Annotated in this window: 14 protein-coding genes; 2 read left to right on the top strand and 12 right to left on the bottom strand. The window is 71.2% G+C overall.

Features of this window, described 5'->3' with window-relative positions; all coding sequences use genetic code 11:
* The first annotated feature begins 473 nt into the window (after positions 1-473).
* Positions 474-734: a hypothetical protein gene (locus ACIRPU_RS23910; protein ID WP_403870519.1), complete on the top strand. Its 261-nt coding sequence runs from the start codon at positions 474-476 to the stop codon at positions 732-734.
* Positions 735-829: 95 nt separating this feature from the next.
* Here ACIRPU_RS23910 and ACIRPU_RS23905 read toward each other — a convergent pair whose 3' ends face one another.
* The 8 genes from ACIRPU_RS23905 to rpsB form a co-directional block, all read right to left on the bottom strand.
* A complete protein-coding gene (locus ACIRPU_RS23905; protein ID WP_403870516.1) occupies positions 830-1306 on the bottom strand; it encodes a DUF4265 domain-containing protein in 477 nt (158 codons plus the stop codon).
* A gap of 57 nt (positions 1307-1363) precedes the next feature.
* Positions 1364-1825: a hypothetical protein gene (locus tag ACIRPU_RS23900; protein WP_403870513.1), complete on the bottom strand. Its 462-nt coding sequence runs from the start codon at positions 1823-1825 to the stop codon at positions 1364-1366.
* The gene (locus tag ACIRPU_RS23895) at positions 1750-2919 is read right to left on the bottom strand and encodes a pyridoxal phosphate-dependent decarboxylase family protein (RefSeq protein ID WP_403870510.1); all 1170 of its coding nucleotides are present in this window, start codon (positions 2917-2919) and stop codon (positions 1750-1752) included. Before ACIRPU_RS23895 ends, ACIRPU_RS23900 begins: the two co-directional genes overlap by 76 nt.
* Positions 2920-3093: 174 nt before the next feature.
* Positions 3094-4275 carry a phosphatidate cytidylyltransferase gene (locus tag ACIRPU_RS23890; protein WP_403870507.1) on the bottom strand — a complete coding sequence of 394 codons (1182 nt, stop codon included), beginning with the start codon at positions 4273-4275 and terminating at the stop codon, positions 3094-3096.
* Positions 4275-4832, bottom strand: a complete 558-nt coding sequence (frr, locus tag ACIRPU_RS23885) for a ribosome recycling factor (protein ID WP_355705153.1) — start codon at positions 4830-4832, stop codon at positions 4275-4277. The genes ACIRPU_RS23890 and frr overlap by 1 nt, the downstream gene beginning before the upstream one ends.
* Before the next feature lie 170 nt (positions 4833-5002).
* Positions 5003-5761, bottom strand: coding sequence for a UMP kinase (pyrH, locus tag ACIRPU_RS23880; RefSeq protein ID WP_062641698.1), 759 nt, complete (start codon positions 5759-5761; stop codon positions 5003-5005).
* A gap of 185 nt (positions 5762-5946) precedes the next feature.
* The gene (gene tsf, locus ACIRPU_RS23875) at positions 5947-6783 is read right to left on the bottom strand and encodes a translation elongation factor Ts (protein WP_384112796.1); all 837 of its coding nucleotides are present in this window, start codon (positions 6781-6783) and stop codon (positions 5947-5949) included.
* A gap of 146 nt (positions 6784-6929) precedes the next feature.
* Positions 6930-7874 carry a 30S ribosomal protein S2 gene (gene rpsB / locus ACIRPU_RS23870; protein WP_403870502.1) on the bottom strand — a complete coding sequence of 315 codons (945 nt, stop codon included), beginning with the start codon at positions 7872-7874 and terminating at the stop codon, positions 6930-6932.
* 280 nt (positions 7875-8154) lie between these two features.
* On the opposite strand from rpsB, the gene ACIRPU_RS23865 reads away from it, so the two are divergent.
* Positions 8155-8730 carry a M23 family metallopeptidase gene (locus tag ACIRPU_RS23865; protein ID WP_403870499.1) on the top strand — a complete coding sequence of 192 codons (576 nt, stop codon included), beginning with the start codon at positions 8155-8157 and terminating at the stop codon, positions 8728-8730.
* A gap of 1 nt (position 8731) precedes the next feature.
* Here the strand turns inward: ACIRPU_RS23865 and ACIRPU_RS23860 are convergent, their stop codons facing one another.
* The 4 genes from ACIRPU_RS23860 to ACIRPU_RS23845 all read right to left on the bottom strand — a co-directional run bounded on the left by ACIRPU_RS23860 (position 8732) and on the right by ACIRPU_RS23845 (position 13296).
* Positions 8732-9289 carry a TetR/AcrR family transcriptional regulator gene (locus tag ACIRPU_RS23860; protein WP_403870694.1) on the bottom strand — a complete coding sequence of 186 codons (558 nt, stop codon included), beginning with the start codon at positions 9287-9289 and terminating at the stop codon, positions 8732-8734.
* Between the two features lie 117 nt (positions 9290-9406).
* Complete coding sequence (gene whiG, locus ACIRPU_RS23855; RefSeq protein ID WP_403870496.1) at positions 9407-10249, bottom strand: RNA polymerase sigma factor WhiG; 843 nt, start codon at positions 10247-10249, stop codon at positions 9407-9409.
* A 264-nt stretch (positions 10250-10513) separates the two neighbouring features.
* Positions 10514-11674, bottom strand: coding sequence for a DNA-processing protein DprA (gene dprA, locus ACIRPU_RS23850; protein WP_403870493.1), 1161 nt, complete (start codon positions 11672-11674; stop codon positions 10514-10516).
* Positions 11671-13296 carry a YifB family Mg chelatase-like AAA ATPase gene (locus ACIRPU_RS23845; protein ID WP_403870490.1) on the bottom strand — a complete coding sequence of 542 codons (1626 nt, stop codon included), beginning with the start codon at positions 13294-13296 and terminating at the stop codon, positions 11671-11673. Before ACIRPU_RS23845 ends, dprA begins: the two co-directional genes overlap by 4 nt.

The following is a 13296-nucleotide window of genomic DNA, read 5'->3' as shown; positions in this document are numbered from 1 at the left end:
AGTTTGGCACAGGCGGCTGGACCGGACCGCGGTGGCCGCCGTCAATAGTTGGCCTGCGAAATCTTGCGGTGCCGATGTCGTCACGGCCGTCTCATGCCCGATGGGCCGTCTCCGCGCCGCCAGGGCATCAGGTGGGGTGTGTACGCGCACCTGATGCCATCGAGTCAGGAGCGGACACGGAAGGCAGTGGACAGCGTTCTGTTCCAAGGCAAGCGCGTCCCACCTCAGTAGAGCGCGCCCTTGCCGATTCGGCATGCAGCGAGCGGCAGCCAGGAAACAATGCCCCTATGGGCATATGGGGGACGTTGTTCGCAACTGTTGTCGGTGCTGCGATCGCTCTGCTGGGGCAGCACCTCGTGAAGCGCGCTGAACACCGGGCTCGCGTCTCGGAGCTGCTCTTGGAGCAATGCGCTTACCTAGCCGCCTCATCCTCAGACTTCCATAACCGTGTCTGGGAGGAGCGGGTCCTCGACATGGATGACCGCGTCAGTAGCTGGGATGTATCAGCTCACGGGCTGGCGTCAGCTCGGCTGCAAATCCTCTCGAAGGATCGGGCCCTGCTCTCAGCGCTGCAGGAACTGAACAGCGCCGGTCAGCAACTCGGCAGCTACTGGAGGCGAGGCATCGTGGAGGAAGCCGAGTTCACCAGCCGTTGGAACCGGCACCGTACGGCCACTGAACGATTCATCGCCACAAGCGGCGAGGTGGTCCATCGGCGCCTCGCACAGGCCTGAGAAGTAGAGTCCCACTCCCAGCGACGGCCCAATGACGGCCCAGCGACCCGCAAGAGGTCGAAGGGGGGGCGCGAAGGCTTCGGCTCTCGTGGGCGTCAGGCGTTCCACCACTCGTCGGTGCCGCAGCCGACTTCGTAGTGCCACCACCCTTCCTCCTGCCCTTGCTGCAGGAGGGCCTTGATCCCGGCGAAGTCCGCGCCGGCCGGTGCGGTGAACGCCACCATGGGGAACTCCTCACTGAACACCTCGCCGCCGAGACGGAACTCCGCAAGGCGCTGATGCACTGCCTGGGCACTGCGCCCCAGGGGGCCGGTGGCGACGGGCAGGACGCGGATCGTGCAGTTACCGGCCGAGCTGACCCGCCCGACGGCCCAGTGCACCCCTTCGGAGTCGGTCCGGAAGCGCACGACGTCGCCCTCGGCCACCCCGTCCTGAAGGAACGGGATGTTCTGGACGCCGGCCGTGTCGGCGCTGTGTCTCGTCGCCCACAGGCCCTCCGTGTCCATCGGCAACCACCCTTCGCGCGGGACGAACCGGAACCAGACCTTGATCTTCTCGACCGCGTTCTCCATGGCGCTCATCATGCGCCGGACGCCGTCAGCGTCCGGCGCCAGCCCTGAACTGGGCGATCAGCCTTCGCTGTGCGTGCTGGGACGGACAAGGCCGGAGCCGGGGCCGGGCAGGTGAGCCGACGGCCGGCTCTCGTGGTGGCGGACGGCGCGGGTCACCTCGTCGAGGAGGGTGTCGAGGACGGCGGAGGTCGTCCGGTGGTTGCAGATGCAGGCGCGCAGGATCGTCTCGCCGTGGTGGGTGACGGAGGCCAGGTAGGCGCGGCCGGCCTCCTGGACGTACTGAGCGATGTCGGCGTGCAAGGCGTCCGGATCGGGCGCGTCGGTGCGCACACGGAAGCAGGCCACCGGCAGCGGGCCGCCGGCGCGCAGCTCCAGCAGCGGGTGGGCGGCGATCCTGGAGCGTAGCTCGGCGGCCAACGCCAGGTAGTGCTCCAGCAGTTCCGTCACTCCGGTGCGTCCCAGGTGGTGCAGGGTGGCCCACAGGGTGAGGGCACGCGTGCCGGGGCGGGTGAGTTCCACGGTGGCGTGGGAGAGCCATGGCCAGGGGGTGCGGTCGTCGGACGTGAGGTAGGAGGCGCGGTGGGCGAAGGCGGTGTGCAGGTGTTTGGGTCGGGGAGCAGCAGCGCTCCGCAGCCCACCGGGACGCTGAGGGTCTTGTGGGGGTCGACGGTCAGTGAGTCGAGCCGGGCCACGCCGGCGTAGTGCGGCGCGAGTGCGGGGACCGCGGCGCCGAGTCCGCCCCAGGCGCCGTCGGCGTGGTGCCACATCCCGTGGTCGCGGCAGGCCGCGGCGATGGGCTCCAGCGGGTCGACGGCTCCGGTGGCGGTGGTGCCGAGCGTGCTGATGGTGCAGAACGGCAGCAGCCCGGCCGCCGTGTCGGCCTCGACCGCGGCACGCAGGGCGGCCGGGTCCAGTCGGTCGTCGGCATCGGTGGCGATCGGGCGCAGTCGGTGCGCGGGCAGTCCGATGGTGGCGGCGGCCTTGGCGACGGACATGTGGGCCTGGTCGCTGTAGTAGAGGGTGAGCCGGGAGTGGTCGCGGTCGTACGCCGGTCCGTCGGCGGCGTCCCGTCGGGTGAGGAACCAGGTGCGGGCGCAGGCCAGGGCCAGCAGGTTGGCCATGGAGCCACCGCTGGTCAGGACGCCACCGCTGCCGTCCGGCAGCCCGGCCAGCGCCGCCAGGTCGCGGACCGTACCGCGTTCGAGGTCCATCAGGGCGTGCTCGCCCATGCCGCAGGTGGCGTTGACCGCCGTGGCGAGCAGTTCGGCGATCACTCCGGGTGCGGAGGGCGGTGAGTTGATCCAGGCGAAGAAGGCGGGGTGCCCGTTGCCGGTCGGGTAGGGGGCGATCGCCTCCTCGACGAACGTCAGCAGCCCGCCGAGCGCCATGCCCTGTTCGGGCAGCGAGGGACCGGCGAGCCGTACCCGGTGGGCGGCGGACATCCGCTGGGAGACCGGCCGGTCTCGCACGTCGGCCAGATAGCGCGCCACCCATTCGGCGGCGGCCATCAGCTCGTCGCGCAGCACCTTGGGCGCGACCGCGAGCAGCTCGGGGTCGCCGGTCGTCCTGGATGCGTGCGCCGGCAACGAGGAGAGTGAGTCGTGGTCAAGCATGGGCCGGCAGGTGTCCTTACGTTTCGGCGAGGTTCCCGGCACAGCAGCCGCGACCTTGATCACAACGACCGGACCGGCCGCCCCGTCACCCACAAGGCACGACAAGCCACGACAACGGGCCCCCGCCCTGGAGATCAGGGAGGGGGCCCGCGTGAGCCGGTGGTGCCGCGTGGGTCAGCCGGAACCCACGAACAGGACGAGCAGCAGCCACACCACGGGAGCCGTGGGCAGCAGCGAGTCCAGCCGGTCCATGATGCCCCCGTGGCCCGGGAGCAGCGTGCCCATGTCCTTGATGCCCAGGTCCCGCTTGATCATGGACTCGCCGAGGTCGCCGAGCGTGGCGCTGGCCGCGACGGCGAGGCCGAGCAGCAGGCCCTGCCACCAGGTGCCGTCGTCGATCACGAACTGCATCAGCAGCGCGCCGGCGACCATCGCGAACGACACCGCGCCGAGCAGGCCCTCGCGGGTCTTGCCCGGGCTGATGCGCGGGGCGAGCTTGGTCTTGCCGAAGCGCCAGCCGACGGCGTACGCGCCCGTGTCGCTGACGACCGTCAGGAGCAGGAACGTCATGACGCGGAACGCTCCGTCGTCGGCGGTGAGCATCAGGGCGACGAACGTGGCCAGGAACGGGACGTAGAAGGCCGCGAAGACGCCGGCCGTGACGTCCTTGAGATAGCCCTCGGGCGGTTCGGTCATCCGCCAGACCAGCACCGCGAGCGCGGTGAGGGCCATGGCGACCCAGGCGCCCTCGGGACCCCGGACGTATCCGGCGACGACCATCGCCGCGCCGCCGACCGCGAGCGGTACGAGCGGCGCCTTGATGCCCTTGCGCTCCTGAAGCCTGCTGGTCAGCTCCCACAGGCCGACGACGACGGCCACCGCTATCACGCCGATGAACACGGCCTTGACGACGAACAGCGACGCGACGATCACTACGCCGAGCCCGACCCCGACGCCTATGGCCGCGCCCAGGTCTCGGCCCGCACTCTTCTTCTGGGGTGCGGGCGCCGGGTGAGAGGCGTCGGGCATGGGCTCCGGATTCTGCGGCACCGCCGCGTGGGGCTGTGCCGACGGTGTGTCGTGACCGTGGGCGGCGTCGCCGTACGGCTGGGTGCCGTAGGGCCGGTCCGGGAACAAGGGGCCGCCCGGCCGAGCGGCCCCCCGGTCGTCATCCTGGTTTCCGCCGCGCGCGGGTACGTCGGGGACGATGGGCATGGGGCGAGTCTGCTGCGCCTCAGGCGCATCGTATGCGGGACCCGCCGGGGCGGCCCCCTGGACAGGCCCCTGGTCGACGGGCCCCCAGTACCCGGCCCGCGACCCGGCGTGTGGCGGTGAGCCCCAGGAAGAGTCGTTCATCAGACCTCGAGCAGCTCCGCTTCCTTGTGCTTCAGGAGCTCGTCCACCTGGGCGACGTACTTCGCGGTGGTGTCGTCGAGTTCCTTCTCCGCACGGCGGCCCTCGTCCTCGCCGACCTCGCCGTCCTTGATCATCTTGTCGATCGCGTCCTTGGCCTTGCGACGGACGGCGCGGATGGACACCTTGGCGTCCTCGCCCTTGCCCTTGGCGACCTTGATGTAGTCGCGGCGGCGCTCCTCGGTCAGCTCGGGGAACACCACTCGGATGATGTTGCCGTCGTTGCTCGGGTTGACGCCCAGGTCGGAGTCGCGGATCGCCTGCTCGATGTTGCGCAGCGCGGTCTTGTCGAACGGGGTCACGACCGCCATGCGCGGCTCCGGCACGGAGAACGAAGCCAGCTGGTTGATCGGCGTCGGCGCTCCGTAGTAGTCGGCGACGATCTTGTTGAACATCGCCGGGTGCGCACGGCCGGTGCGGATCGCGGCGAAGTCCTCCTTGGCGACCACGACCGCCTTCTCCATCTTCTCCTCGGCCTCGAGGAGGGTCTCTTCGATCACCACTTGCTCCTGCGTGTCTTGAGTAGGCCCGGCTGCGGTTCCTTGCGGAGGCGGGCCGGCTGCGTCACGTCTTCTTCCTGCACGGTTCCCGACCGGCAGGACATTGTCCATCCCCCGACCAGGGTCCGTCCCCGGTCAGGTGTTGTCGTACGAAACCGGGGTTCCACCGGTCAGGCCCGGCTGCCTTGCTCACCCACGAGCGTGCCGATCTTCTCACCCTTGACGGCGCGAGCGATATTGCCCTCGGTCAGAAGCTCGAAGACGAGGATCGGGAGCTTGTTGTCGCGGCACAGCGTGATCGCGGTCATGTCGGCGACCTTCAGGTCCCGGGTGATGACCTCGCCGTAGCCGAGGGCGTCGAACTTGACGGCCGCCGGGTTGGTCTTCGGGTCGGAGTCGTAGACGCCGTCCACGCCGTTCTTGCCCATCAGCAGCGCCTCGGCGTCGATCTCCAGGGCGCGCTGGGCGGCGGTGGTGTCGGTGGAGAAGTAGGGCATGCCCATACCGGCGCCGAAGATGACCACGCGGCCCTTCTCCAGGTGCCGCACGGCGCGCAGCGGGATGTACGGCTCGGCGACCTGGCCCATGGTGATGGCGGTCTGCACGCGGCTGTCGATGCCCTCCTTCTCCAGGAAGTCCTGGAGGGCGAGGCAGTTCATGACCGTGCCGAGCATGCCCATGTAGTCCGAGCGGGCGCGGTCCATGCCGCGCTGCTGGAGCTCGGCGCCCCGGAAGAAGTTGCCGCCGCCGATCACGACCGCGATCTCGGCGCCGTCACGGACGACGGCGGCGATCTCACGGGCGATCTTGTGCACCACGTCGGGGTCCACGCCCAGGCCCCCGCCACCGGAGAATGCCTCCCCGGACAGCTTCAGCATGAACCGGCCGCGTAGTTTGCCGTCGTCGCTCGTCTGGGCCTTGGTGGTCATGGGAGATCCCGCCTCTTTCACGTGGTGCACATGCGAAGAAGGCCATTGCCGGTGGGGTGTTCCAACCCGTGCGCGGCAATGGCCTCCTCGTCAGATCTGCTGTCGTCCGTCACGCACGCGCGTGACGGCGTACCGGACGACTGTGTCCGACCCTATCGGGCCGACGCGTCGATCGCGGCACGGACTCAGATGCCGACCTTGATGCGCGTGAAGCGCTTCAGGGTGACACCGGCCTCGTCCAGGATCTTCTGGACGGACTTCTTGTTGTCCAGCGCGTACGGCTGGCCGAGCAGCGTGGCGTCCTTGAAGAAGCCGTTGAGGCGACCCTCGACGATCTTCGGCAGGGCGGCCTCGGGCTTGCCCTCGGCGCGGGTGGTCTCCTCGGCGACGCGGCGCTCGGACTCGACGACGTCGGCCGGCACGTCCTCCTTGGAGAGGTACTTCGGCGCGAAGGCGGCGATGTGCTGGGCGATGCCCTTGGCGACGTCGGCGTTCGGCTTGTCCAGCTCGACGAGGACACCGATCTGCGGGGGCAGGTCGGGCATCGTGCGGTGCATGTACGCGGTCACGAAGCCGTCGGCGAACTGCGCGAAGCGGTCCAGCACGATCTTCTCGCCGAGGTTGGCGTTGGCCTCGTCCACGAACGCCTGGACGGTCTTGCCGGCCTCGATCTCGGACGCGAGCAGCGCCTCGAGGTCGGCCGGGGAGGTCTTGACGACGTGCTCGGCGATCGCGTTGGCGACGGCCTGGAACTTGTCACCCTTGGCGACGAAGTCCGTCTCGCACTTCAGCTCGACGAGGACGCCGGAGGAGTTGTCGTCCGCGATGATCGAGACCACGGCGCCGTTCTCGGCGGAGCGGCCCTCACGCTTGGCGACGCCCTTCTGGCCCTTGATCCGGAGCGCCTCGACGGCCTTGTCGACGCTGCCCTCGGCCTCGTCCAGCGCCTTCTTGCAGTCCATCATGCCGGCGCCGGTGAGCTCACGGAGCTTCTTGACGTCAGCGGCGGTGTAGTTCGCCATGATCTGTGAATCTCTCTCGGAGTTCGAAGTCTCGAAGATCTGGGGGCTGTGGGTGAACGGCGGGCGGTGCACTCGGCACCCCCCGCCGTCACTTCGTCCCTAGGGCCGTACGAACGACCTGTCGACCGTACGGCCTACGGCCTGACTCAGGCCTGCTCGCCCTCGGCGGCCGGAGCGGCCTCGGCGGCGGGAGCCTCAGCGGCGGGGGCCTCGGCGGCCGGGGCCTCAGCCTCGGCCTCGGCGGCGGGGGCCTCGGCCTCAGCAGCGGCCTCGGCCGGCTTCTCGGCGGCCTCGTCCGTGGTCTCGGCGTCGGCCTTCTTCTCGCCCTCGAGCAGGTCGCGCTCCCACGCGGCCAGCGGCTCGCCCGCGGCCTTGTCACCCTCGGCGGCCTTGCCGGCACCGGAGCGGGCGATGAGGCCCTCGGCGACGCCGTCGGCGATCACACGGGTGAGCAGGGTGACGGAGCGGATCGCGTCGTCGTTGCCCGGGATCTTGTAGTCGACCTCGTCGGGGTCGCAGTTGGTGTCGAGGATGGCGACGACCGGGATGTTGAGCTTCCGGGCCTCGCCGACCGCGATGTGCTCCTTCTTGGTGTCCACGATCCAGACGGCGCTGGGCACCTTGGACATCTCGCGGATACCACCGAGGGTCTTCTCCAGCTTGGCCTTCTCACGCGAGAGGACCAGGAGCTCCTTCTTCGTCAGACCCGAGGCGGCGACGTCCTCGAAGTCGATGAGCTCGAGCTCCTTGAGGCGCTGGAGGCGCTTGTAGACGGTCGAAAAGTTGGTGAGCATGCCGCCCAGCCAGCGCTGGTTGACGTAGGGCATGCCGACGCGGGTGGCCTGCTCCGCGATGGCTTCCTGCGCCTGCTTCTTCGTACCGACGAACATGACCGTGCCGCCGTGGGCGACGGTCTCCTTGACGAACTCGTAGGCGCGGTCGATGTACGACAGCGACTGGAGCAGGTCGATGATGTAGATGCCGTTGCGCTCGGTGAAGATGAAGCGCTTCATCTTCGGGTTCCAGCGACGGGTCTGGTGACCGAAGTGGACGCCGCTTTCCAGCAGCTCCCGCATCGTGACGACGGCCATGGCCGTTCTCCTTGAGTTTCTCGGTTGTGCCGCGGGGGCCGGACGGCTCCCGCGCCTGACGCCCGCTGTGCGCCGAGCCACGAAGGACCGAGGGGCGCGGATACCGAAGGACCGACCGTGACCGGTCCCCGATACCGGGGCGTGCGAAGTCGACCCGGTGACCCGGATCGCCAGAAGAAGTGTACGGGACCGGCGAGGCACCGGGTGACGCCGCTGTCCACAACCGCGGGGTGGTCCACAGGCTCCGGCCGCGACCGCGGGAACACGGGACGGTGTCGCCATGCACGCACAGCGATTCACGGTCCTGCTGCCGGTCCTGTCGATCATGACGGTGGTCTCGGCGGCGTGGGCGGACCCCCAGGTCGCACCGGAGGCCCGGGCCCTTCCCGCACCGCCCGTCCCGGCGATCGGCCGGGCCTGGCCGGTGGGCGCCCGTCCGGCGGTGGTACGCGGCTGGGAGCCCCCGGCGAGCCCGTACGCCCGCGGCCACCGAGGCGTCGACCTCGCGGCCGCGCCGGACGCTCCGGTACGGGCGGTGGCGGCCGGCCGGGTGTCCTTCGCGGGCCGGGTGGCGGGCCGGGGCGTCGTCTCGGTGGAACTGTCGGCGACGGGCCGGCCGCCGCTGCGGACCACCTACGAGCCGGTACGTGCGTCACTGCGCAAGGGCGACCAGGTCGCGCCGGGCCAGGTCGTCGCCACGGTGGAGCCGACGGGCTCGCACTGCGCACGCACGTGTGTGCACTGGGGGCTGCTGAGCGGCGAGACCTATCTGGACCCGCTGTCGCTGCTGCCCCCGTGGCTGCGGCGGAGTGGCCCGTCACGACTGCTGCCGGTGCTCGGCGTGCCCCTGCCGTGACTCAGCCCCGGACGCCCCGCAGCACCATGGCCACCGCGGCGACCGTGATCGCCGAGGGATCCTCCGCGGCCCCGAGCTCGATCCGCCGCACCGCCGCGTCCACCACGCCCTGCAACAGCATCGCCGCCAGCCGGGGCTCCGCGTGCCCCAGCTCCGCCAGCGCCGCCCCGATCATCGCCACCAGCCCGCCGTGCGCCGCCCGGATCTTCTCCCGGGCCCCCGCGTCCAACTCGCTGGCCGAGATCGCCACGACGGCCCGGTGCCGCCGGTCCCCCACCAGGGCGAGCTGCCGGCGGACATACGCCTCGACCTTGGCCTCGGCCCCGTCGGCCACGGCCATGGCCGCCTCGACCTCCGCCGCCCACACGGGGAAGTCGACCTCGCACAGCTCCTCGACCACGGCGGCCCGCGAGCGGAAGTACTCGTACACGGACGAGCGCGCGAGGCCCGTGCGCTCGGCGAGGGCCGGGAAGGTCAGCGCCTCCGTCCCGCCCTCGGACAACAGGGAGCGTGCCGCGTCCAGCAGGGCGGCACGCTGCATCGACCGGTGCTCGGCCACGGAGGCCGCTCGAATCCTTGGCACGTCGACCACTCTACGGACGCTCCACCCCCGACGGGAGTGGCTCCGCCCGCACTTCCGTCGTCCGGCCGGGCCGGTCCGGCCGGTGCGGCCGGTTCAGCGGCCGAAGCTCGCCAGTTTCGCGCGCAGCTGGAGGACGGACTTGGTGTGGATCTGACTGACCCTGCTCTCGGTCACGCCCAGCACGTTCCCGATCTCGGCGAGCGTCAGGCCCTCGTAGTAGTAGAGCGTGACGACCGTCTTCTCCCGGTCGGGCAGTGTGTTGATCGCCCGCGCGAGGAACCGTCTGAGCTCCCGGTCCTCGGCCACCTCCACGGGGTTGTCCGCGGCGGTGTCCTCCAGCGTGTCCAGGAAGCTGAGGCCGTCCCCGTCCTCACCTCCGACGTGCAGCAGCTCCTCCAGTGCCACCACGTTGGCCAGCGACAACTGGCTGAACACGGCGTGCAGGTCGTCCACCGCGATACCCAGCTCGGCGGCCACCTCACACTCCGAGGGGGTCCGCCGCAGCCGCGCCTCGAGCGTCGCGTAGGCCCGCTCGACGTTGCGCGCCTTCTGTCGCACCGACCGCGGGATCCAGTCCAGCGCCCGGAGCTCGTCGATCATCGCGCCACGGATCCGGGTGATCGCGTAGGTCTCGAACTTGATCTCTCTTTCGATGTCGAACTTCTCGATCGCGTCGATCAGTCCGAAGACCCCGGAGGACACGAAGTCGGCCTGCTCCACATTGGGCGGCAGGCCGACGCTCACCCGGCCCGCCACGTACTTCACCAGCGGTGAGTAGTGCAGGATCAGCTGCTCCCGCAGCCGTTCGTCCCCCGTCCCCTTGTACGACCGCCACAGCTCGTCGAGCGTCGAGGGAGCGGGCGGCCGCACGCTGCCACCGTCACGGGCGGCTGGGGTGATCGCCGCCCGGTCGGACCCGGAGGTGTGCTGGGGCATTCGTCGCCTTGTGCCGTTCTGCCGTGAAGTGCGTGAGGTGGGTACCGCGTGGTGCAGAGGTGCCGGTCTGTGCCGGAATCCTCGTGAGCGTAGCGTGACTGGAGTGTCGCGGTGCGCGAAGACCGTGCCCGGACCGGTACGCAGATACGTTCCGCTGGACGCACTCCAGGGTCACGGCGGTCACGGCGGTCGGCCCCGAGGGTGGGTCAACTGCCGGAATCTTCAAGGCTTTCGGCGTTCCCCCGGACGGCCGAACACCCAGGGTCAACACGGGCGTCGACCCCCTCGAACGGAGACCACCGCCTGGCGTGTCAACTTCCAGCCGTCGCCGTGTCGTTCGACGTAGCCGAGCGCTCTGAGTTCGTACAGTCTCGCGATCGCGTCGTCCGGTGTGGTCCGGGCCTCGCGGGCGACCTCGTCGACCGCCGCGGGTCTGCGGGCGGGCAGCGCGGCCAGGACCCGCCGGGCCGCCGGCTCCAGCAGATCTCTCGGCAGCGCGGGGCCACGCCGGTCGGGGGCCAGCTCGCCCATGTCACCGACCAGTTCGACGACCTCCGCGGCATCGGTGACCAGCACGGCCTCTCCCCGCAGCAGTTCGTGCACACCGGCGGAGAGACCACTCGTGGCCGGCCCAGGCACTCCCATCGTGTGCCGGCCCAGCCGCAGGGCCGCCCGAGCCGTGACCAGGGAGCCGCTGCGGTAGGCGGCCTCGACGACGACCGTGCCCCGGGTGAGCGCGGCGATCACCCGGTTGCGCAGGATGAACCTGCTCGGGGTCGGATGGTCGCCGGGCGGCAACTCACCCACCACCAGCCCCTGTTGGGCGATCCTGTTGATCAGCGCCGTGTGGCCGCGCGGGTAGGGCTGGTCGACCCCGCAGGCGAGGACGGCGACGGTGGCGCCGCCCGCGCCGAGGGCTCCCCGGTGGGCGGCGCCGTCCACCCCGTAGGCGCCGCCCGACACCACCACCCAGCCCTGTTCGACGAGGCCCGCGGAGAGGGTGGCCGCCATGTGGGCGCCGTACTCGGTGCAGGCGCGGGCGCCGACGACGGCGACCGACCGCAGCGCCCACATCCGCAGACTGGGCCGCCCTCGCACCCAGAGCCCGAGCGGCCGGGCGTCCCCGAGTTCGTCCAGCGTCCCCGGCCACTCGGCGTCTCCCGGGCACACGAACCGCACCCCGGCCTCCCGCGCGACGGCCAGATCCCGCTCCGGCTCGGCCTGCCCGGCCCGCGCCCGCAAGCCGGCCCAGCGCCGCGCTGTCACCCCCGGCAGCGGCTCGCCGTCCTCCCGCAGCCGCCGCACCACCTCCGGCACGCCCCGCTCCCGCACCCACTGCCCGCCCACCTCGTCGCCGGGCTCGAGGACCCGCCCGAGGAAAATCCGGGCGAGCCGCTCGTCGGCCGGTTCGCCGCCGCCGCTCACGTCAGGGCCCCGAGGGCCATCGGCACACCGCGCGGCACCCCCGTGCGCAGTTGGAGGGCCAGGTTCACGTCCATCGTGCCGGGCCGGTCGTGACCGAGCAGGTCGGCCACGGTCCAGGCGACGCGCAGGACCCGGTCGAGCCCCCGGGCGGTCAGCACCCCCCGCTCCAGGCTGCGCTCCGCCTCGTCCATGGCTCCGACGCCGGCATGCCAGCGGTTGCGCAGCTCCCGCCCCGGCACCTCGCTGTTGGTCCGCCAGGGGGTGCCCGCCAGCCGGGCCGCCGCACGTTCCCTGGCGGCCCTGACCCGGTCGGCGACGATCGCCGTCGACTCGCCTCCGGGACCGCGGTGCGCGAGGTCGGCCCGGCTGACCGGGTCGACCTCGACGCGCAGGTCGACCCGGTCGAGCAGCGGCCCGGAGAGCCGCGCCTGGTAACGGCGGATCGCCGAGGGCGGGCACTCACACTGGGTGTCCCGCTGCGAGAACCGGCCGCACGGGCAGGGGTTCGCCGCGAGCACCATCAGGAACCGCGCCGGGAACCGCACCACTCCGGCGCTGCGCGCGATCACCACGTGCCCGGCTTCCAGGGGCTGCCGCAGGGCGTCGAGGGCGTGGCTGCCGAACTCGGGGGTCTCGTCGAGGAAGAGCACTCCCCGATGGGCCAGCGAGACGGCCCCGGGTCGGGCGAACCCGGCCCCGCCGCCGACCAGCGACTGCATGGTGGCCGAGTGGTGCGGGGCGCAGTACGGGGCCACGTCGATGAGGGGTTTGCCCGGCGGGAGCAGCCCGGCCACCGAGTGGACCGCGGTGACCTCCAGGGACTCCTGCCGGCTCAGTCGGGGCAGCACGGCAGGCAGGCGCTCCGCGAGCATGGTCTTGCCGGCCCCGGGCGGTCCTTCCAGGAAGAGGTGGTGTCCGCCGGCCGCGGCCACCTCCACGGCGGTCCGTGCCGAGCTCTGTCCGACCACGTCCGCGAGGTCGTGCTCCTGGTCCAGATGGGCGGCGCCCATGCTGTGCATCCCGGTGGCCGCTCCCGTGCCGGGCATCCGCAGGCCGGCCAGGAGCGGATCCGGGCGGCCCGCCTCGTCCGGTTCCTCCTCGGGGACCGGTTCGTCGGCGAGGACGGCGATCAGCTGTCGCAGGCTGCGCACCCCGAGCACGGACACGCCGGGCACCAGCGCCGCCTCGGCGGCGGCGCACTCGGGTACGACCACCTGTTCGTATCCGGCGTCGGCCGCGGCCAGCACGGCGGGCAGGATGCCCCGGACCGGACGCACCCGTCCGTCCAGGCCGAGCTCTCCGATCATGACGATGTCGGCGAGCACCCGCGGGTCGATCCGTTCGGCCGCGCCGAGCACGGCGCTGGCGATGGCCAGGTCGAAGCCGCTGCCGCCTTTGGGCACCGATGCCGGGCTGAGGCCGACGGTGAGCTTCTTCTGCGGCCATTCGCCGCCCGAGTTCACCACCGCCGCCCGTACCCGGTCCCGGCTCTCGGTCAGGCTCTTGTCCGGCAGCCCCACCAGCGTGAACGCCGCCACTCCCGGTTCGAGGTCGGCCTGCACCTCGACGACGACCCCTTCGACGCCCACCAGCGCCACCGAGCACGTACGCGCGAAGCCCAT

The sequence above is a fragment of the Streptomyces sp. NPDC102259 genome, assembly GCF_044766465.1.
Classification (GTDB): Bacteria; Actinomycetota; Actinomycetes; order Streptomycetales; family Streptomycetaceae; genus Streptomyces.
The sequence above is the reverse complement of the archived record's forward strand: the minus strand, read 5'-3'. Positions and strand labels throughout refer to the sequence as shown.

Coding starts and splice junctions, on each gene's coding strand:
- ACIRPU_RS23865 (WP_403870499.1), top strand. CDS start 8,155: ATGCACGCACAGCGATTCACGGTCCTGCTGCCGGTCCTGTCGATCATG.
- ACIRPU_RS23895 (WP_403870510.1), bottom strand. CDS start 2,919: ATGCTTGACCACGACTCACTCTCCTCGTTGCCGGCGCACGCATCCAGG.
- rpsB (WP_403870502.1), bottom strand. CDS start 7,874: ATGGCCGTCGTCACGATGCGGGAGCTGCTGGAAAGCGGCGTCCACTTC.
- ACIRPU_RS23905 (WP_403870516.1), bottom strand. CDS start 1,306: ATGGAGAACGCGGTCGAGAAGATCAAGGTCTGGTTCCGGTTCGTCCCG.
- tsf (WP_384112796.1), bottom strand. CDS start 6,783: ATGGCGAACTACACCGCCGCTGACGTCAAGAAGCTCCGTGAGCTCACC.
- whiG (WP_403870496.1), bottom strand. CDS start 10,249: ATGCCCCAGCACACCTCCGGGTCCGACCGGGCGGCGATCACCCCAGCC.
- ACIRPU_RS23845 (WP_403870490.1), bottom strand. CDS start 13,296: ATGGGCTTCGCGCGTACGTGCTCGGTGGCGCTGGTGGGCGTCGAAGGG.
- ACIRPU_RS23890 (WP_403870507.1), bottom strand. CDS start 4,275: ATGAACGACTCTTCCTGGGGCTCACCGCCACACGCCGGGTCGCGGGCC.
- ACIRPU_RS23910 (WP_403870519.1), top strand. CDS start 474: ATGGATGACCGCGTCAGTAGCTGGGATGTATCAGCTCACGGGCTGGCG.
- pyrH (WP_062641698.1), bottom strand. CDS start 5,761: ATGACCACCAAGGCCCAGACGAGCGACGACGGCAAACTACGCGGCCGG.